This window comes from Bacillus marinisedimentorum (assembly GCF_001644195.2).
In the GTDB taxonomy this organism is placed as follows: Bacteria; Bacillota; Bacilli; order Bacillales; family Bacillaceae_O; genus Bacillus_BL; species Bacillus_BL marinisedimentorum.
This window is the reverse complement of record NZ_LWBL02000040.1, coordinates 1-21,113: the sequence shown is the minus strand read 5'-3', so window position 1 is coordinate 21,113 and position 21,113 is coordinate 1. Positions and strand designations below refer to the sequence as shown.

The window sequence follows — 21,113 nt, the reverse complement described above, 5'->3', positions numbered from 1 at the left end:
GAGTAGCGAACAGGGAAGACTCAGCAAGAGCGCCACGGCTATTCGTTCCAAAAAATGAGTTCGCTCCGCGAAAAAGGGAACGCATACGGCTATTCGTTCCAAAAAACGGGCTCCCTGCGCAAAAAAGGGAACGCATCCAGCTATTCGTTCCCAAAAACGGGCTCGCTTCTCGAAAAAGGGAACGCATACGGCTATTCGTTCCAAAAAACGGGCTCCCTGCGCAAAAAAGGGAACGCATCCAGCTATTCGTTCCAAAAAACGGGCTCCCTGCGCGAAAAAGGGAACGCTCACCCGCCATCCAAAACATGCATACTTTCTGCACAATCCTATGCTATATTACTATTGCTACGGTAATATAGCTTTTTAATCATTACTTATAAAAAATATCTTTCAAGAGGAAGGTTACGATGAAGAAATATGATAGAAGAACATTCCTTTCTAGATCGTTAAAAGGAGCAGCCGGGTTAGCCGCTGTTTCAATGATCCCTTTTGGCATCAGCAGATTCAATGACAACGGGAACATGGGCACAGGCATGGGAAACGGACCTGCTGTCAATAGCGTGAATGAATCGGCATTGACCGGAGAAATCCGTTTACCAATCCCCCCATTATTAGAAAATAAAAGCAAAGTGCCGAATAAGGCCGAGTTCCACTTGAACGCACAGATGGGCAAGACAGAATTCATCCAGGGAAAAGCGACAGAAACGTTCGGATATAACGGCGACTATCTTGGTCCGGTGATCCGGGTGAGAAAAGGGGACGATGTTTCCATCGAGGTCAACAATGACCTGAATGAAGACACCACTGTCCACTGGCACGGTCTTGAGGTGAGCGGCGAATATGACGGCGGGCCGCACTCAATCATCAAGGCAGGCGGAACATGGAATCCGCGTTTCACCATCGACCAGCCCGCTGCCACACTCTGGTACCATCCGCACCTGATGCATAAAACAGGTGAACACGTTTATAAAGGCCTTGCCGGCTTGTTTTATATCGACGATGATGTCTCCGACAGCCTGAATATACCAAATGAATACGGAGTCAACGATGTCCCGCTCGTCATTCAGGATAAAAAACTCGATGCGAACGGACGCTTTGAATACCGATTAAGTATGCACGATGTCATGATGGGAATGCAGGGCGGAACCATCCTGGTCAACGGTGCCATCAACCCGTTCCTTGAAGTGCCGAAAGGAAAAATGCGCCTGCGGGTTTTAAACGGTTCAAACGCCAGGATCTATGAGCTATTCTTGAGCAGTAACCAGCGTTTTCATCAAATAGCCAGTGATGGCGGATTGCTTGAAAATCCGGTGGAAATGAACGGGCTGTTAATAAGCCCGGGAGAACGGGCTGAAATCGTTGTCGACTTCAGTGACTATGATGAAGGCGAAACGGTGGAATTGATCCATCAGGGGGCCGAAGTGATGAAGTTCAAAGTGACAGAACAAAACAGTAAGGATCACAGCCTTCCTGCCACACTGGCTCCAATTAAAAAAATTGATCCGTACAAAGCTGGCAAAGCGAGAAAATTTGTCATGCAGGGAATGGGCCGGAATGTCAACATCAACGGCAAACAAATGGATATGGACCGGATCGATGAGTACCTGGACCTGAATTCGACGGAAATCTGGGAAATCACAACCGAAAGCGGCGGAATGGGCGGCATGATGGGCGGGATGGCGCACCCTTTCCATGCCCACGGCGCCCAGTTCCAGCTGCTCGAACGCAACGGCACTCCGCCGCCGGCAAATGAAGCCGGCTGGAAGGATACATTTCTCGTTTATCCAAGGGAAACCATCAGGGTCATTGCCACTTTTAAGCATCCAGGATTGTTCATGTATCACTGCCACATTCTTGAGCATGAGGATGCGGGGATGATGGGACAGTTCAAGGTGGAGTAATCATTATATGAGGAACACAGAAACCGCCTGCCCGGGTTCAAAGTACCGGGGCAGGCGGTTAGTTCATTTTTTCATCCGCATGTGCGTTTTTTCTATCAAGAGGTAACATTATAATTGTATAGTATAGGTAATGAAGTCTATAGGTAATGAAGTCGCCAGAAAACGGAAGGAGGACTGCAATGGCCGATACAAAGAGGCTGTATGAACACATATCCATAGATTCAGATAAAGTGCAGCGTATTTTCAGCGATTATGATGGTCAACTGCACGTTAAAAAAATAAAACCGATTACGACTGGGATGAGCACAAGCAACTATGAAGTCTTAACGAATAAAGGACCCTCTTTATTAAAAATTTATCCGGGCAGCAATAATCACAGCAGCAAAGAAATTTCAGCATACAAATATGCCCGGACCGTCATTCAAGTGCCAGACATTCACTACTCCAGGTCCGGAACAGGTTTGAACGAAAATTACGCAATCTTCCAATTCATTAACGGCAAAACGTTGGATTGTTATATCAAAGAACAGAATGAATTCCCCGCAGCTGCTGCGTATGAAATCGGCAGAATGCTGGGCTTATTGCATAACCGCGAGTATCCCCTAATTGCTCTGCTTGATGATCGCTTGGAAGTTAAACAAGCGGTAATGCCTTTTCATCAACAGTATGAATTTTATCTGAACGGTTTTACAGGGAAACATTTGGGTGAAAAATTCACGGCGCAATTGCTGGATTTCGTCGATAGCAACCGCAATATGGTAAAAGCGATTGATGAGAAAAATGTTTTTGTGCACGGTGATTTCAACCCGTCTAATATATTGATCGACAAGAAGGGTTCGGCCTGGTTTATCGATTTCGAATATTGTTATGCAGGCCCTCCTTACAGCGATATCGGAAAATTATTACGAGCCAGAAAGCAGATAAAGTACGATAACGAGGAGGTATATAAAAAATTTGAAGCCGGCTATAACTCAAAAGCGAAAGAACCTCTGCCAGCGGAGTGGCTCACGCTGTCAAAAATTGCGGATATTGCGACGATGCTGGCACTCATAAACAGAGAAACAATACCAGCCGGATGGGCCGAAGAAATCAAAAATGACTGCCGGGCGATTATGCAGCAGATGGAAAAATAAAAACAGGGACGGCCGTTCGCTTACTCCTGAAGCGAAGAGCCGTCCTTGTCATTACTTTGTATAAATCTCTTTCCTGAACGTTTCACCATTGCTATACGCCACTTCCAAAACCAGCCGCGTGAAGTCCATTTTTCCATTCGGTGATTTGCGGTGAAAAACAGTGGGAGCGCCTGCTGGCTGGCCAGCGCTCTCCTCTTCTTTATTGGAAACAAGTTCTTCTTTTCCGGTCGCTTTCCCGTCCTTATAGATAATCAGCGTCGCTTTTTCAAGCTCAGCCTTACTATCATCTTTTACGACAGCAACCGAAACATTATACCCATTGCGCTCAAGGTGAACGTTGACATCCAATGCCCCGTAATACCTCGTTCCGATTTCACCAAGATGGGCTGCTTCGACTTCGCTGCTTTTCACCATTTCGCCGCTGGATGAGGTGACATAATAGGAAATCTGGTTACGTTCCGTATCCGCCTTTCTCATCTCTTGATTTATACTCCTCGCTTCTTCTTCTGCCATATTACCGCCATCTGAGATGGTCGTATAGAAAAACCACTCCGGCTCTATTTCGACATCGACAGGAAAGCTTACTTGAAATAATCCTTCTTCAGCTGCAGTGGCAGGAACGGAACGATACTCCTGCTCTTCCCCAATTTTGTAATGGAAAACGACCTCAGCATTTTGCGGCAGCTCTTTTATTTGCCACTCAAAGTTCACCAGAGCCGAACCCCCGGCCGGGTCTTCCCCCTTCATATCCATGCGGATCGGGGTGATCCAGCTTTGTTCCTTTTTGAAATCATCCAGCATCATACTGACAGTGCTTGTTTGGCTGCTTATGTTGTTCATAAGCTGCATCTGGTTATTGGATATCTGATCCACCCTGTTTTTCATCTCATCCATGCTTAGCATCAGGCGGATATTTATCAATAAACTGATTGCTAATACGGCGACGACAATGATTTTTACGTACTTCATAACTCCCCCCTCATGTAATCAGTACGTATTTTTGACGGAAAAGTTTCATTATTTGCGTTTTAAAAAAGACGGTTCCCTGTCTGATCAGCAGGATACCGTCCTAATGTATCATTCGTCTTTCCTTGCCACAATACCCAGTGCCCTGGCGTCTCCACTAATTTCATTTCCGGCAAGGCCATCCCAAAGACTCTCAATCTTAAATCCTTTTTCCTCCAAAACAGGGCGTATCGTCTCTTCTGAATACTGGTGTTCCCAAACCCTATATAACTTTGTGTCTCCAATCTCATCAACGATAATCGTCTGGTCCAAAAATGTATCTTCCTCCGGATAATGAAACGTTTCCGCCAGCTCCATATGGCAACCGTCTCTCCAAAATCCTGTTTCATGGATACGGAAGCTGCTCTGTAGCGGTTTCACGTTGCGGGGATGACTGCTGATTACATCGAAAACAAATGAACCGCCAGGCTTTAAAGCCCGATGCACCTTTTCCAGCAATAAATCCCGTTCCGCATTCGTCAAAGCACCGATATCATAATAGATTAAAAAGATTGCATCAAACGCTTCCTCATAATCAATTTTGAGGTAATCCTGATAAATATACTCGATGGAAAAGCTTTTCGCCTCCGCATCCTTTTTCGCATAGGCAATGGAGTTCTGCGAGTAATCAATGCCGGTCACATCAAGCCCTTTCTGGTGGAATCTCCTGCTGTATAATCCCGGCCCGCAGCCTAAATCCAGCACCCTGTCCCTTTGCTGCAGGTTCAGATATTCTGTCAGCCATTCCACTTCCTGATCGATTGTTGCGTGCTGCTTGCTCGCCGCTTCCCAATCAGGATGCAAATGCGCCTCCAGCATCTGCTTTGAAATATGGGGATCATTCCAGAATAGCGGCTCCCCTTTTGCAAAGAGAGGCGGTTTGGAGGATATCTGTTTTAACAGCTTTATGTTCAGACTGCTATCACCCACTATTTTCATTTGTTTCACCCCCGATTTCTTTCTTCTGCTTCTTATTCTACATCCCGCAATCGTAAATGCTTTAAAAGCGTTCGAAGGTTTTGTTAATTTTTTTAGTTGAAGTTTGTTGTTGATCATTCGCCTACAAAGCAAACAGAAAAGAATGGAACCATTGATGCGCTCAGATGATCTAGATTAGCAATAAAAACGTTGTTCCTATTCCTCTAAAAGACCGGAATGTGGAATAAGGGATCTTCAACCCTTGCACGTTTGAACGGAAAGTTGATTTCCGCTGCAGGGGCTCGCTTTCCGCGGGGCGGGCGGTGAGCCTCCTCATCGCTGGCGCTCTTGCGGGGTCTCACCTGTCCCGCTGCTCCCGTCGGAGTCGAGCCCCTTTCGCTACAATCAATTTGCACGTGAACAGATGTCCCGGGTATTTTCTTATTTAGCCAGCTGGTTTAGCTTAAAATAAAATTTCTGCGCCTTTAAGATATTTATGAAGAGAAACCTCTGTTGCCGTTTTTGATTAGTTCGAACAATAATCGTTCAAACACTGCTGTTCAGTCTTTTTTGCAAAATATGATGTTGCAACTGAGTAAGTTGCAGCGAAAGGCAAACAGAGGCTCTACTCATCCAAAAGCGCTTCCCTCCGCTTTCTTTCCAGCTCTTTTCGCCGCTTCTTCAGTTCTTTAGCATCAGCTTCCCACTCCGCAATTACCTCTTTCAGTTCCTCAATAGCAAGCAGATAGTTGTAAATTTCTTCAGAAAACACACCGTCAGCGCCTTCCAGTCTGTAATAATCATAGAATTCATCGATCAAGTCATCGATTTTCTCAATCAGGTCCTTTTTACGGGGAAAGCCATACAGCCAGTATTTATACAAATCATCTTCATATCGTTTCATCCACTCGATATATTCAAATCGGACCGCCTCATAATCATCGATATACGGATGATCCATATCATCGTGCAAGTCTTCGTATTCCTCATAACAATCATCCGAGCAAAACAAGACGCCTTTGCTGTTTACCCGCCTTTCAATCCGCGGCTTTTTTCTGCAGATTTTACACCTTTTCATTTTGGGACCCTCCTATTTGAATCTTTCATTCTGTTCCATTGCCAGCATACATACGGTGTTTTTGTTTTTCTATACTTCGAAAAACGTTGAAAACAAAGTCGTTTGGCCAAACTATGAACAGTATGAAGAAGGAGTGATCGGATGGTGAATCTGGATAAAATAGAAGCAGCAAGAAACAGGCTGGCTGATGTCATCCACCAAACACCTGTCGAATCATCGAGAACCTATTCCCAGCTCGCTGAAAACGATGTGTATCTAAAACTGGAAAACCTCCAGAAAACCGGCTCTTTTAAAGTGAGGGGAGCATATAACAAAATTGCATCGCTGACAGAGGACGAAAAGGGGCATGGAGTCATTGCCGCTTCTGCAGGAAATCATGCCCAGGGTGTATCCCTTGCGGCAACGTTGGCCGGTATCAAAAGCACGATTGTCATGCCGGAAGGAGCTCCGCTGGCAAAAGTGCAGGCAACAAAACAGTACGGATCAGAGGTCATTCTGCACGGGGACACATTTGATGAAGCGCTGGAATTTGCGCTCCAGCAGCAACGCCAAACCGGCGCAGCATTTATTCATGCGTTTGACGATGAAGCCGTCATTGCCGGACAGGGGACGATCGGGCTGGAAATACTGGAACAAGTGCCGGATGCCGATGCCGTCATCTGCCCGATCGGCGGGGGCGGATTGATTGCGGGTGTGGCGGCGGCTGTAAAATCTGTTAACCCCGCGATAACGGTTTATGGCGTGCAGACGGAAGCATATCCCGGCATGGTCGCGTCCCTCCATGAAAAGAAGCCGGTTGCCGCTTCAGCGTTTCCTACGATTGCGGATGGCATTGCTGTGAAACATCCGGGCAAACTCACGTATGAGATTACTGAACAGTATGTCGATGACATTGTGACAGTCGATGAACTGGAAATTGCACGGACTATGCTCTCCTTACTGGAAAGAAGCAAAATAATCGCAGAGGGATCAGGCGCTGTATCGCTGGCGGCCCTTATCTATCAAAAGCTTCCGATCAAGCACCGGAAAGTGGTGCCAATCATCAGCGGCGGGAACGTCGACATCAACTTCATTCCGCGGATTATTGAATTCGGGCTTGCCGAAGCTGGACGTTTCGTCACCCTCTCCACCCTTGTCACCGACAAACCCGGCTTTTTGCGTGATATCCTGGACATCATTGCGGAACAACGGGCAAATGTCATTTCAATCCAGCATCACCGGATCGGGATGAATGTAGCACCTGGACAGAGTGAGATTGAGCTGTCGCTAGAGACAAGGGACCAGTCCCATATTGAGGATATTGAAAAAGCATTGAAAGAAAACGGGTACCATTTTGCTAAAAAAATGTGATTGTCACACACCTTAAAAACCCTTGCTTTTCAGTTGAAAAGCAAGGGCTTCCTATAATTCGACAAGTGACTGGTACCTGTCGTTTTCCTGCGATTATTCGACAAGTGACTGGCACCTGTCGTTTTTTCGGCGATAGACCATTTTTGATAGGAGGATGCTTACTTCATACAGCAGCAGCAGTGGCACGACGACCAGGATGTCCGATAGGAAGTCGGGCGGGGTGATCAATACGGCTGTGACGATTAGTGCAAAGTATGCGTATTTTCTGATTTGCTGAAGCTTGTATGGGTTTAAGATCCCTAAGCTGGTCAGGAACATGATCACGACGGGCATCTCAAATAAAAAGCCGAATGGGAGGGTCATGTGAAGTAAAAAGCGAAAGTACTTCTCCACGGTAAAGAGCGTCGTGAACATTTCTTCGGATAGGGACAACAGAAAGTTGAACACAATCGGGAAGATGAAAAAATAACCGAAGCTGATTCCCATGACAAATAGGATAAATAGAGCCGGAATGTAGGCGAGCGAAACTGCCCTTTCTTCAGCCGTCAAAGCAGGCCTGATAAAAATCCATAGCTGGTGGGCCGCTATTGGAATCGTTCCAGCTGCGGCAACAACAGTTGCGAGCATCAAATAAATCCATACGATTTCACCGGGCCCTATTACCGCGAGCTCAACCGGCAAATTCCCCATTAACCACTGATAGATCGGCTTAACATAAACGAAGGCAAGAATAAGCAGCACGATAAATGTGGCGAGCGTGATGATAATCCTTTTACGCAAGTCTTCCAAATGACCAATCAGATGCATATCTTGGCTTTCCATCCAGATCACCTTTCATTCAAAAAGAAGATGCACGCGCAAAACCGCGCCCGCATCCCGATTTTTCTTACTGTATCACTTTTTCTTTTTCTTTCTCTTCCTCTGAAGCAGGCGCATCCTTTACCGGCTGGTCGTCGGAAACCAGCTCACGGGTAGACTTTTTGAACTCTTTCAAAGTTGAGCCGAATGCGCGGCCAATTTCAGGCAGCTTTGAGGGCCCGAAAATGATCAGGGCAATGACAAGTATGAGAATGAGCCCCGGTACTCCGATATTTTGCAGCATGGGTAGACCTCCTTTCAGGGACAGGTCCCTTGTCCCAGTTTGCGATTATTCAAAATGGGCTATCCACTTTTTGGCATGATGGGCAAATCAAAAGGTGAACTCCTTCCAGGCGCCAGCGGTGTTGGAACGAAGCACTTTCTGCCTTTACATACCTGCTTGAACGCCTGTTTATTTTAGCGGAACGTCCCGCCCTGGACTGCCACAAGGCAAGAACGGCCGAAATTCTGTCCCGGGTAGCTGTTCCACGTTTCCGGATGCTGCACATCCAGGAAAAGCGTGCGCTCATCAGGCGTCAGCCATGGACCGGTAACCTCGCATCCCTTTGGGCCGGAAGCAAATTGGAACGGTTCTCCGTAATTTTTCCCGTCAGTCGGAATCATGAATACGCCGCAATTTTTATAGTCGGAATAGACGTTATCTTCCGTTGCGCTGAAATCTTCCACAACCCACAAGTTTCCGTTACTGTCAAAGTGAAGGTTGTCCGGGCATGTGATGCCGCTCTCACGTCCGCCTGCAACGAAAATCTGGAATGTGAAATATTCGCTTCCATGGTCGTTGCCGCTTGGCACGAAGCGGACGATCTGTCCATAAAAGTTTCCGTGGTTTGAGTTATTTGTAAGTGACAGGAATACACTGCCGTCTTTCGGGTGGATTTCAACATCCTCCGGACGGTCAAGCGGTGTCGCACCTGCTGCACGTGCCGCTTCGCGGGCAAACGTGAGGACATCCGCCTGTGACTTGAAGAACGTTTCCCCGCCTTTTTCATAGTTTTGCAGTTTTTCATTCGTATTGTAATCAAGAGCGATCCACTTCTGCTTTCCAAGATCGGCTGCATACAATGTTCCCTTTTCCAGAATATCGAAATTTGCTTCTCGGTTCGTTTTGTTGAACTTTTTATCGCTTACAAATTTGAAGAAAAATTCATCACGTTTGTCATCACCCATATACACGACGACTTTTCCATCCTTCGTCAATCCCATCGCCGTGTTTTCATGGGCAAAGCGCCCGAGTGCAGTATGTTTGCGGACAGGTTTTTTCGGATCAAACGGATCGACTTCCACGACCCAGCCGTAATGCTCATCTGTAAAGTCCGGCCAGCCATAGTCTTCTCCGTAGAAGGTGTTTTCTTCGCAGGAAAGAACCGTATTCCAGAGCGTAAGCCCGCCGCTGCAGTTCCCGAGCGTCCCTTCCACCTGTTTTGCGCCTTTGACCGCACTGCTTCCAGCAGCCGGACCTGTCAATTTTATTGGTGTGGTCGCATCAACCCGCCTGTTGTATTCATCGTCTTTGACCATTTTCCACTTGCCTTGTTCCTTCCGCACATGGATGACAGAGCCGCCAACCGCCTCTTTTTCCATTTTCAGCAGTTGCGGGTAGTTTTTCAGGTTGGAAACGTCAAACGTATCCAGATTGATGCCAAGCATTTTCATATAGTTTTCCGGTTCAGGGAACTCATGATTGATCCAAATCAACCCTTCTTCGGAGTGATTTCCGCCTTCAAGTGCATCAATTGGCAAATACACGGTCAAGTCTGCCGAGTCCCCGAATTTGTCCCCTTTCGAGTTGATGACATCCCCGTAAGAAGCAATGATGTTGTAATGATATCCATTCGGGAGAACCAGTTCATTTTCCCAGCTGCGGCTCACTGGCTTAAACGGCGCTGTCAACGGCTTGCCCTGGCCCTCCGGCTTACCGTACATCAAATGATTTGCCTCCATCGCATTTGCCTTGCCGGTTAATGCATCCAATCCCGAAGATGCTGCCACAAGCGCTGCTGTTCCACTCCCCACATATGTCAAAAACCTGCGACGATCCAAATCGATCCTCTCCCTTTTCATAAATTGACGGTTTCCAGTTCCGGTCCGGCACTTATGTATCCAGATAGTAAAACGGGGCCTGCCCTTCACCGGAAACCTTTTGACAAACCAATCATAGGATGAAACTATTAATCCATCATTAAGACGGTGTTAATAGTAGTGAAAGTTTTATGAAAAGAAAGTTAATTTTTTACAGAGGGACAGGTCCCTTGTCCCATATCCTGAGAGTGACCGATTCTCATATAAAAAACCCCTTACTTTTCCCATGCAGTTGAAAAGTAAGAGATTTTCGATAAACAAGGTTATTCGACAAGTGACAGGCACTTACTAGAAAAGGGATCAGCAACAACCATCCCATACTATTGGAGGGATAGAGAGAGTTTTGTAGAAGTCACTAGTTAGGAGATAGAAAAGCCGAATATTTGACCAATATGAATTAGAAAGGATGACAAAATGAAAGTTTTAGTTGTCGGAGCAAATGGCCAGATCGGAAAGCACCTCGTTTCTTTCATACAGGACAATGACCGCCTGGAAGCAAGGGCGATGATACGCAACCCGGAACAGGCTTCCTTTTTTGAAAAGCTGGGCGCTGAAACCGTTGTAGTGGACCTGGAAGATGATATTGAGACGATTGCAAAAGCGGCAGAAGGAGTCGACGCAATTGTATTCACAGCCGGGTCCGGTCCCCACACCGGAAAAGATAAAACGATTATGATTGATTTGGATGGTGCTGTGAAGACAATCGAAGCTGCTAAAGCTGCAGGTGTGAGTCGGTTTATCATGATCAGTTCTTTTGACACGAGGCGTGAAGCCATCCTGGCCGCTTCCTCCTCTTTTGCGCCATATGTCGTCGCTAAATTTTATGCAGACGAATGGCTGAGGCGCACGGATCTGGACTATACGATTATCCATCCAGGCGGGCTCACAAACGATGAGGGAACCGGCCAGGTAACGGCTGCTCCTGAAGTGAATCGGGATAAAATCCCTAGAGAGGACGTTGCACGCGTCATTGTCGCCTGCCTGGAAAATGACACGACAATCGGGAAGGAGTTTCAAGTTGTGAAGGGGTCGAAGCCGGTTGAGGAAGCGATAAAGGCTCTTTGAGATGTAGGGACAGGTTCCTTGTCCCAGTTTTAAAAAGCCGGGCGCGGAAACGATTGTAAAATACACAATTAGGGAAAGGGGGAAACGGGAAAGGAGGTCATTCTTGATGGATCATAGAAACGCCCTATTAAGCCAGCTGGAGGATGACTATGTGCAAGCCGTCAAGGGCAATGAAAGTGTGACCGTTGAGGATTTCATTGAACAGTTTTTATATGATTCGTGGGAATATAATGTTCGGAATATGGATAAGCTCAAACGCGTCTTGACCCGTTATGAAAGTGGTGACATTGATCAAGGATCTTTCACCAAATCGTTCAAAAAAATGGTCGGCCATCTTCAGGTGAAGCTGGCGGAACTGGACCAGGACAAGGCATATCCTGTCCTTCACTCGAACCATGGGGCCTCTTTGCTCGTCGCTTTCGTAGACGGTTTGATTGTCCAGCATTATGCAGGGGTTTATGACGCCGACCAGTTAAGGGATATGACTCCTTACTTACAACGTGTCATTCTCGGGGCGTTGAAAACGGAAGTATGAAGGTGGAGGGTCAGGTTCCGTGTCCCACCTCTATATTCGGGACAATGTTCCTGTCCCTTCGTCCCTCCTAATTCTTCATCCTCACAACTCCCGCACAACCTCTTCATCCAAAATCGCCTTCCGCCTCTCCCAATCCGGCATCAGCGCATACAGCATCTTATAAAAACTCTCGCTATGATCATTAAACTTAAAATGAATCAGCTCATGCAGCACAACATAATCAATGCAAAACTTCGGTGCCTTGATCAAATCCGTATTCAAGAGCACCGTCTTCTTGTCCACCAGGGCCGAGCCCCAGCGCGCTTTCATCGTGCGCATATCAATCGCAGGCTTTTCAACCCCATATTTCTCGACAAGCGGATGCATCTTATCCAGGGACTTTCCAAAAGCACTCCGGGCCTTTTCCCTGTACCAATCCTCCATCAGCTTCGCCTTCCGGCTGTAATCCCCTGCATCCTTCACATAAAGGTAAATAAAACCGCGGAAGTACTTAACCGATTCCTCTTCCTCCGTCTCCTGCACGCGAAGCCGGTATTGCTTCCCGAGGTATTTGAACGATTCGCCGCTCACATACTCCCGCTCACTTTGTTTGTAGGACTGGACGTCCTCGAAGTTCTTCACGTGTTTGATGATCCAGGAGCCTTTGCTTTTCACAAAATCGTATATAAAGTTCAGTGGGACCTCTTTGCTGGCGGACACTTCAACGGTCATGTCCGGCTTTATGTTGAGGTTCACGTTCTTGACGTTTTTCCGCTGCAGGGAGAAGTCGATCGTTTTGTTTCCGTATTGAATCTGGTGTCTTTCCATGTTGTCACACCCTTAGTATCGTCGTAAGGCAACGGTTTTCACTTGTTCGATCAGTTTGTCGATCGTGTCGAAATCGAGTTCGATGTTGTGGTCGTCGGAAAACTTGAACAGCAAGTCGTCAAGGTCCTGGGCGATCCGGTTATGGATTTCGATGTTGTTGTGCCAGTCGACTTTTTGGTGCTCATTGATGACTTTATCGATTTCCAGTGCCAGCTCGCCAAGCGTATCGTAGCTTGCCTCCTGCTCCTTCGTTTCGCTTAAAATCTCTTTTGCAACACCATAGAACGCCTGGGCATTCGGGTTTTCCTTGATGACCTTCGGATAGTCGTCGGCAGACTCGCCTTTCCGGTAATCTTGCATGATGTCTTTCATCTTGTTCAAGTACTCCGCTTCCGAAATCCGCTTATCCTTGTACTCCTGCAGGGCCGCCTGGATCCGTTCCGAAAACTTCTTGTAATACGCCGGATTTTCATCCCACTTAGCACTCACGCTTTTCGAAAGGCGCGTGCGGATCGCGTCGGCTTTGGCCCGTTTGGAACCAAGCCGCTCAAGCTCATCTTCAAACGCCTGTTCATTTAAAATATCGACCGGATTCGTAACACGGATGACCTGTTCAGCTGAAATGTAGTTATCCATCAGCATCTGCATTTTCGCTTCGTACTCTTTATGATCGATCGTATCCGAATAGCGGAGCTTCACGTTTTTCCGCAGCTCCTGGTAAAACTTCAACTCTTTCTTGTACTGCTCAAGCTCTTCCGGCGGCAACGCATTATAGATTTTCTCAGATTCAAGCGCGATGCCGAGATTTTTGCCGTGGCTGCTTAAGGCATCATAAAAGTCTTCGCGCAGTTCTTCGTCTTCAAGCAATACTTCATATTCTTCGACATCGTTTTTATTTTTAATGCCTGCAAACATTTGCTTCAGCTCGGAATGATGCTGCCGAAGCGACCCGATCACACTGATGACATCATAAATGGCGCCGCTTAAATCGTTCGGGTCAAAATTCTCCAACCCGGCGCCGGAGTACATGTTCATCGCCTGGTCAAGCTTTTCCAGCAAGCCGCGGTAGTCGATGATGAAGCCGTAATCCTTCCCTTCATACAGGCGGTTCACCCTCGCGATCGCCTGGAGCAAAGTATGTTCTTTCATCGGCTTGTCGATGTAAAGGACCGTTGCCCTTGGTGCGTCAAAGCCCGTCAACAGCTTATCGACGACAATCAGCAAGTCGATGTCATCGCCGTTGATGAACTCGTCCTTGATCGCATCCTCATACTTCTCTGGCGTCTGGTACCTGTCCATCATCCGCTTCCAGAACCGCTGCACTTTGTCCTTCGATTCCACGTCGACCGCTTCATGGCCTTCGCGCTGGTCGGGAGGTGAGATGACGATGGCGGTATTCAGGTCGCCGAGTTCCTCGAACGCCTCGAGATAGCGGATCGCCTCGATTTTGCTGTTGGTCGCAAGCATCGCCTTGAAATTGCTGCCCTGCGTTTTATAGTTGTGCAGAAAATGCTCGTTGATATCGAAGGCGATCATGCTGATGCGCTGGTTCGATGAAGCAATCCGCTCAAACAGGCTCCACTTTTTCGCCACTTCCTCTTTCTGCTTCTCATTCAGATGGCGGGTGATCATATCAAGGCGGTTATCGATCGCCTTCTGGTTCACCGTCTGGTCGACCATCTTCCCTTCATATAAAAGCGGCACAATCGCCCGGTCCTGCACGCCGTCAGCAATCGTATATTTATGGATGAGCTTACCGAACTTGATCATCGTGTTCTTTTCTTTCTTCATGAGCGGAGTTCCAGTGAAGCCTAGATAACAGGCATTCGGGAAAACCTTTTTCATCTTGATATGAAGCTCGCCGTACTGCGTTCTGTGTGATTCATCGACGAGTACGAAAATATCGCTCGACTCGACCGGCTCCTGCTTCGTTGCGGCGGTATCGAACTTATGGAGGAGTGACGTCACGATATCAGCGTTGTTATCGTTGATCAAGTCGACGAGATGGCTCCCGGACGTCGCCCGGCTCGCCTTCAGCCTCGTATGGCTGAACGTCTTATGGATCTGCTTGTCAAGCTCCACCCGATCGGTCACGACAACCACCTTCGGATTGGACTCGAACAGCTCGGATAAAATATACTTCGCCAGCATCACCATCGTCAGTGACTTGCCCGACCCCTGCGTATGCCAGATGACCCCGCTCTGGCGGTTGCCGTTCTCATCCTTTTCGTCAATCGTCTTAATGATTTCCTTGATGGCAAAATACTGCTGGTAGCGCGCCACCTTTTTCACATCTTTATCGAACAGCGTAAAGTAATGCGTCAGCTCCAGCAGCCGCTCCGGATGAAACAGCGAAATGATATTCTTATCCTGCATCGTCGGCAGCCGGCCTTCCACCGACCGGTCCAGCCACGATTGCAGCCAGTCCTCTTTCTCTTCCTTCCACACCGACCAGAACTTCTTCGGCGTATTGCACGTCGCATACTTCGTCTCATTTTTATTCGTCGACATGACCAGGTGTACATATTTGAACAAATGCGGTGCATAATCCTTACCCTGATTGCGGATCATCTGGCTGATCCCCTGCTCCATCGAAATCGAAGCCTTCTTGCATTCGATCACCACAAACGGAATGCCGTTCACAAACAGCACCACATCCGGCCGCACCGTCCCGCGCCCGTCCATCCGCTCCACTTCAAACTCCTCGACAACATGGAAGGTGTTGTTTTCAATATTATCCCAGTCGATGAACTGGATGGTGAACGACTTTTTCGACCCGTCCGGTAAAAACTCCGTATACGTGCGCCCCTTCATGAGCGTTTCGTAGATGGCTTCGTTTGTTTTCACAAGCCCGTTCGTCAGTGGTTCGTCCAAATCGCGGATCGCCTGCTGGATGTTTGTTTCGCTGAACTTGTATATCTGTCCTTTGTATTCGTAGGAATTGAGTTCCCGGAGCTTGTCTTCAAGGATGGTTGTCAGCAGAACATTATAGGTGTTGCCGCGGATTTGTTCGGCCTGTTCTGGTGACAAGTAGTGATAACCCAGTTTTTGTAAGACGTCGAGGGCCGGGATTTGGCTGATGTAGCGTTCGTCGTAATTTTTTCCCCCGTGCATGTTCCCATCTCCCTTTTAAGTAGAAAAGAGTAAAGGCGTTAGACCTTTACTCGGGTTTTGCCAGTTAGTAGTTGTTGCATGAGGCCTTTTTTTTGTTGCTTTAATGCATTAATTTCTTTTGCCAATAAAAGTACTTCTCTATCAATACTATTAAAGATTTTAGAAATTTTTAACTGTTCTTCAATTGATGGAAGCAGAATAGGTAGTTGTCCATACTCTTCTGCATTTATACCAGGTTGTCCACTTCTCATACTCATTACTTTTACCCAGTAATAATAACTTTGTGTTTGTGTGCAGAATTTTATATAAGAAGGCACCGCCTTGGTGTCATCAATTTTGAACCTAATTAAAAAGCCTGCATATACTAACTCTCCATCTGATTTATCATACAAATAGGATCTACCAGTAGAAGCACCCGTCCTCGCAAAAACAATATCATTTTCTTGTAAATAATAGTTATTTGAATCAGGGTGATTAACTGACTGTAGACCATCAGTAGACAAATGCCCATCATTGCTAATGTCTGTGATCCTTAAATAAGTAGGATATGTGGAATCTTTTTCAACTGATGGAGCATTAAGACCATATTTGCCTTTTCCCACAACAATATCTCTTAGTTTTACTTTTTTCCATTCTTTTTTAAAACCGGGCAACCTCATTTCACCCGTCAACAACTTCTGCATTAACCCTTTTTTCTGCTCTTTTTTCTGCTCAATTAGTTTTTCTTTTAGTTCGATTGCTTTGTCCCAGGTGGAGAGGATGGTGGCAATTTTTTGTTGTTCCTTTATGGGCGGAATCTTGACTTTTATATTTTTGATTATTTGTAAATTCAGTCCACCTCTTCCACCATCACCAGTTGATAATCTTCTTAATTCATCGTACCGACTGTCTAAATTATGAAATAAGAACATGGAGTTGAGATTAGCGCCAGTAACAATCGCTGCCAAAGACTGATTCGTACATAGCTTAATCTTATTCAGAGCGACAGTCCCTCTTGTTTTTCCTTGCCCAGCAAGTGCAATTAAAACAGAATTCTCTGCTACCCATCTAGTACTTGATGACTCAAATCCCTTTTTAGTGATTCTTTTTTCTGTATCCCAAATCATTTTATTATTGATTTCTCCAGAACTCATCCACGGAATATCACCATTCCAAAACTCATTGTTTCTTGTACTTGGTGTGCCTCCCGCAAATACTGCTTCACTAATCAAATCAATTTTTTTAACTTCCCAGTCCTCAGGAATATTACTTTTATTTATGTCTTGCCGTTCCACTAGTATCACCTACAACCCCAACTCTTCCAAATACTTCTCCATCTGCGCTTCCACTTCCTCAAGTTCCTTCTTAATGTCCCTAATATTCTCCTTCACCGCATCCATATCCACCGGTTCTTCCTCTTCAAATGTATCCACATACCGAGGAATGTTCAAGTTATAGTCATTCTCCTTAATTTCATCCAGAGTCGCTACATAGGAGTACTTATCAACCGTCTCACGTTTCTCATACGTTTCAACAACCTTCTCAATATCCTGCTCTCTCAATTTGTTCTGGTTTTTGCCTTTCAAATAGTTCCCTTCTCCAGAACCATCGATAAAGAGAACATCTTTATTCTTCCGATCTTTTTTCAACACAAGAATAGCAGCCGGAATTCCAGTTCCAAAAAATAAGCCTTCAGGCAACCCAATGACTGCATCAAGTAGGTTCATATCAATGATTTGCTTACGTATTTTTCCTTCGCTGGCTCCACGAAATAATACGCCATGTGGAAGAATTGTTGCCATCCGGCCGTTTTCGGCAAGCGAATAAAGCATATGCTGAACGAATGCGTAATCCCCCTTTGATGTCGGCGGGACACCCCACTCAAACCGGCGATGGGGATCAAGGCTTGCATCCATTTTGAACTTTTTATCGTTTGTCCCTTCACCGGCAAAGCCCATTGCCCATTTATCGAGGGAAAATGGGGGATTGGCTACGACTGCCTGGAACTTCATCAGCTTGCCATCATCAAGATGAAGTGGATTCGCCAGCGTATCGCCCCATTCGATTTTTGCATCATCAATGCCATGCAGGTACATGTTCATAAGTGCCAGGGAATGGGTTGCGCCATTGCGTTCCTGACCGTAAATCGCGACTTTACGGCTTGGCACCTGCTGGGCCACTTTGATAAGTAAAGAACCAGATCCACATGTCGGGTCATAAATCCGGTCGTTTTCCTGAGGCTTAACAAGACGGGCCAATAATTCAGAAACTTCGTTTGGCGTATAGAATTCGCCACCTTTTTTTCCAGCATCAGAAGCAAACTGGCCGATCATATATTGGTAAGCGTTGCCGACAACGTCTTCGTTACCGATTTGGGATGGACGAAGGGACAGTTTATTAAAATCTTCTAATAACGAACGCAGAATAGCATTCCGTTCTTTAGCCTTGCCGAGAATGGATTCATTATTGAAATCAATATTGCGGAAAACACCACGAAGCTTGCCGGTGTTCTCATTTTCAATTCGTTCCAATGCTTTGTTGATGATTTCACCGATTTCCGGGTCATTGCGCTTGCTGTATAGATAATCAAAAGTGGATTTCTCGTCTAGAATGAAGCGCTCCCTTGATAACGCCCGCTCGATCCGGCGTTCATCACCATCATACCGCTCTTTATATTCTTCTAAATGTTCCTTATATGTATCACTTAGATATTTAATAAATAGCATCGTTAAGATATAATCCTTATATGTGGATGAATCAATCTTCCCTCTAAAAGTGTCCGCAGCTTGCCAGAGCACGCCGTTGATTTTGTCCTGGGTTGTTTGTTCGGTCATTTTTTGGTTCCTCCCTGTTGGTTCACTTGTTAGCATAGTAACCAGTTATTTTCTATCTATTATGTTACTTATTTACTCGAATCAACATTTTGATTGTAACATTATAAATTATATCATTTTAGTATACGTTTTTTAGGACACTTTACATTCCCGCTGATCCTGCAATTATTAATTTATAATGGAAAATAGGGTCCATCACAAAAAGCTGCCTGTAACCCAATACATTTAGGGAAGGCAACTTTTTTATGAGATTATACTATGAATATCTTTTTCGTATTCTATAATAGGCTTGTACACTAATTTCCTGTAAAGTTTTTCAACTGAATTTGTAGTTTGAAGGTGATATATAGGGACATTAAAAGTATTATTTAAAAGATCTCTTCTCTCCTCAACAGTTAGAATATCAGGCCTGTGAAGGTAATCACTTTCTTTAACATTGTACTTTATTTCATAAAAAGCTTTCACAAAACTTTTAATTTTTGTTTCGTCAATATGACCTAGATGAAACTTCCTCAATAACTCCCCGACAAACCAATCTAAATGGTATAAAAATCCAGTATCTTCGAGCTGGGAAAAGTAGAATAACCACCCGTATTTAAATTCTCTATTTTCATCACCATTAATTTTACTACTGATTGAGCCAGTAACTTTATTATTGACAGTGAAGATAAATTGTTCCTTAGACATATTATCTGAATGTTTATATTTAGCAAAGATCTTTACTATAGAATTTTCGAACCGTTTTTTATTTGCTTCTTTAACAGATAACTTAGTAACCCCTTTACTTGACCCTTTAAAAGCATAACCTAAAAAGTCAAATCCATCACGATTAATTACCCCTTTTTTCTCCTTATCAACATTTAATGGGAGGCTATAAATCCCTTCAAGTTCATACTTCACTTCATTATATACTGTTTCTAAATTATCATCTGTACATAAAATAACTATGTCATCAACATATCTAATATACTTAAAATCATTTCTATTACTGAATTTTAAATCTAAATCGTGTAAATAAATATTAGCTAATATATTAGAAATAGATAAACCTTGTGGAACTCCCTGGGTTATAATTTCCTTATTTGTCGAAGACTCGCCATTAGACACAGTTTGTGTAGTTATTGCTCTATTTATTAATGACAATATTTCAGCTTTTTTTATTTTCTTCTTTAATTTTTCAAATAAAATTCCATGCTTTATGGCTCCATAAAAATTTGAAATATCTAACTTTATAAAGTTACTGTAATCATTTATATTAGTTTTTAATTCTTGAATACATTGCTGTGGTAAAGGTTGTTTAATCTCACTAAAAGTATTGGTTAGTACCAGATGCAATGATTTTAAAACTAGCTTATCTCTTAAAGTAGGAATTGAAATTAGTCTCGGAATTGAATGCCTTGATTTCAATATCAGTTTTTCCTTATACGGTGTAAACTTGTATGTACCGTTTAATACCTTTTTATTTATTAAAGAAGTTACCTCTTTCTGATTTTCAATAAAATGTTTATAAGTCATTTTATCAATACCTAATGCAGAATTTGATTTTATATGTAGATCAACTACCTGCTCTAGCTGCTTAACAGAGTAGAATTTTCTGAATTCAGTACTCGCAGACAACTTTCTAAATACCTCCTAAATATAATATTAACAAAATTATTGGAGCCACTATTAACGTAAGCACTAAACTATAGTATATTAATTTATTACTATAATATTTCAATGATTCACTATTAGTTATTTTTTTATTGTGCTTTATTAATACTTTAATATAATCAATATCCATATGATTTTCAGATTTAGTAAGTATTTCGGAGTAGTCTTTTTCATATTTTGTAAGTTCTTCAGTAGTATTTTTATCATCGAGATCTTTCCTAAGCAAATTTTTTAAATTAAACTCTAGAACGTTTAATTTTAAGTAGGATTCTTTAAACTGAAGTGCTTTTTCCCTATATCCTATTGCACTTACAAATATTGAAACTCCAAAAAGGCCAACTGACGCAATCACAGTTAATAACGATACAGCATTGTTATTTGAAACTAGAGTCCATATTGAGAACCCCAAAACTACAAACGTATAATAATTGACTAATAACTGGGTGAACAGATGATTGCGATTCATTCGTGCTTCTGCTTCCATCCGAGCTTTTTTGGTTATCCAAACCCTATCATTCATTAATGATATAATTTCTTCTTTCAGATTATTATTCATTATTAAATCTCCTAATTATTGTGACAAGGGACTCCAAAAAGTTGAATAGTTTATATTCTCTTAGAGAATCCTTGCGCTTAAGAAATTAGCTTACCTTATTAATATAAGGTCGAATAGAAAGTCCCCTGTCTAATTATAAAGTCGCACAATTATAAGAGGTTGTCAAATAAAGGATAATTTTAAACTGCAGGCAATCAATCACGTACAAAGACTCTTTATTTAATCAC

The 21,113-nt window shown here is 44.4% G+C and carries 17 protein-coding genes; 5 read left to right on the top strand and 12 right to left on the bottom strand.

The annotated features are described in order from the left end of the window. The first annotated feature begins 407 nt into the window (after nt 1-407). A complete protein-coding gene (locus A4U59_RS11590; protein ID WP_066173628.1) occupies nt 408-1,901 on the top strand; it encodes a multicopper oxidase family protein in 1,494 nt (497 codons plus the stop codon). Nucleotides 1,902-2,080: 179 nt separating this feature from the next. Beyond that, entirely contained in the window at nt 2,081-3,034 is a 954-nt protein-coding gene (locus tag A4U59_RS11585; protein WP_066173625.1) for an aminoglycoside phosphotransferase family protein, read from the top strand. A 51-nt stretch (nt 3,035-3,085) separates the two neighbouring features. Here A4U59_RS11585 and A4U59_RS11580 read toward each other — a convergent pair whose 3' ends face one another. The 3 genes from A4U59_RS11580 to A4U59_RS11570 all read right to left on the bottom strand — a co-directional run bounded on the left by A4U59_RS11580 (nt 3,086) and on the right by A4U59_RS11570 (nt 6,035). Next, nucleotides 3,086-4,003: a hypothetical protein gene (locus A4U59_RS11580; protein ID WP_066173622.1), complete on the bottom strand. Its 918-nt coding sequence runs from the start codon at nt 4,001-4,003 to the stop codon at nt 3,086-3,088. A gap of 108 nt (nt 4,004-4,111) precedes the next feature. Next, nucleotides 4,112-4,978, bottom strand: coding sequence for a class I SAM-dependent methyltransferase (locus A4U59_RS11575; protein WP_066173619.1), 867 nt, complete (start codon nt 4,976-4,978; stop codon nt 4,112-4,114). A 604-nt stretch (nt 4,979-5,582) separates the two neighbouring features. Continuing rightward, a complete protein-coding gene (locus A4U59_RS11570; protein ID WP_066173615.1) occupies nt 5,583-6,035 on the bottom strand; it encodes a hypothetical protein in 453 nt (150 codons plus the stop codon). 141 nt (nt 6,036-6,176) lie between these two features. On the opposite strand from A4U59_RS11570, the gene ilvA reads away from it, so the two are divergent. Further along, complete coding sequence (gene ilvA, locus A4U59_RS11565) at nt 6,177-7,385, top strand: threonine ammonia-lyase (RefSeq protein WP_066173612.1); 1,209 nt, start codon at nt 6,177-6,179, stop codon at nt 7,383-7,385. A 93-nt stretch (nt 7,386-7,478) separates the two neighbouring features. On the opposite strand, the gene tatC is transcribed toward ilvA, so the two are convergent. The 3 genes from tatC to A4U59_RS11550 form a co-directional block, all read right to left on the bottom strand. Continuing rightward, the gene (tatC, locus tag A4U59_RS11560) at nt 7,479-8,207 is read right to left on the bottom strand and encodes a twin-arginine translocase subunit TatC (RefSeq protein WP_066173609.1); all 729 of its coding nucleotides are present in this window, start codon (nt 8,205-8,207) and stop codon (nt 7,479-7,481) included. 64 nt (nt 8,208-8,271) lie between these two features. Continuing rightward, nucleotides 8,272-8,487, bottom strand: coding sequence for a twin-arginine translocase TatA/TatE family subunit (locus tag A4U59_RS11555; protein WP_066173606.1), 216 nt, complete (start codon nt 8,485-8,487; stop codon nt 8,272-8,274). Nucleotides 8,488-8,660: 173 nt separating this feature from the next. Continuing rightward, entirely contained in the window at nt 8,661-10,304 is a 1,644-nt protein-coding gene (locus A4U59_RS11550) for a PhoX family protein (protein ID WP_066173603.1), read from the bottom strand. 453 nt (nt 10,305-10,757) lie between these two features. Here A4U59_RS11550 and A4U59_RS11545 point away from each other — a divergent pair, with 453 nt between their 5' ends. Beyond that, the gene (locus A4U59_RS11545; RefSeq protein ID WP_066173600.1) at nt 10,758-11,408 is read left to right on the top strand and encodes an SDR family oxidoreductase; all 651 of its coding nucleotides are present in this window, start codon (nt 10,758-10,760) and stop codon (nt 11,406-11,408) included. Nucleotides 11,409-11,514: 106 nt separating this feature from the next. After that, a complete protein-coding gene (locus A4U59_RS11540) occupies nt 11,515-11,943 on the top strand; it encodes a hypothetical protein (protein ID WP_066173598.1) in 429 nt (142 codons plus the stop codon). A gap of 81 nt (nt 11,944-12,024) precedes the next feature. Here A4U59_RS11540 and A4U59_RS11535 read toward each other — a convergent pair whose 3' ends face one another. The 6 genes from A4U59_RS11535 to A4U59_RS11510 form a co-directional block, all read right to left on the bottom strand. After that, nucleotides 12,025-12,750, bottom strand: coding sequence for a M48 family metallopeptidase (locus A4U59_RS11535; RefSeq protein WP_066173593.1), 726 nt, complete (start codon nt 12,748-12,750; stop codon nt 12,025-12,027). Between the two features lie 12 nt (nt 12,751-12,762). Further along, entirely contained in the window at nt 12,763-15,864 is a 3,102-nt protein-coding gene (locus A4U59_RS11530; protein ID WP_066173590.1) for a type I restriction endonuclease subunit R, read from the bottom strand. 38 nt (nt 15,865-15,902) lie between these two features. Beyond that, on the bottom strand, nt 15,903-17,147 hold the full coding sequence (locus tag A4U59_RS11525) for a restriction endonuclease subunit S (RefSeq protein WP_066173589.1): 1,245 nt from the start codon (nt 17,145-17,147) through the stop codon (nt 15,903-15,905). Then, nucleotides 17,148-18,677 (bottom strand): type I restriction-modification system subunit M, encoded by a 1,530-nt coding sequence (locus A4U59_RS11520; protein ID WP_066173586.1) that lies wholly within the window; start codon nt 18,675-18,677, stop codon nt 17,148-17,150. A gap of 243 nt (nt 18,678-18,920) precedes the next feature. Next, complete coding sequence (locus tag A4U59_RS11515; RefSeq protein ID WP_066173580.1) at nt 18,921-20,294, bottom strand: reverse transcriptase domain-containing protein; 1,374 nt, start codon at nt 20,292-20,294, stop codon at nt 18,921-18,923. Nucleotides 20,295-20,298: 4 nt separating this feature from the next. Continuing rightward, a complete protein-coding gene (locus tag A4U59_RS11510; protein ID WP_066173577.1) occupies nt 20,299-20,886 on the bottom strand; it encodes an SLATT domain-containing protein in 588 nt (195 codons plus the stop codon). Between the last annotated feature and the right edge of the window lie 227 nt (nt 20,887-21,113).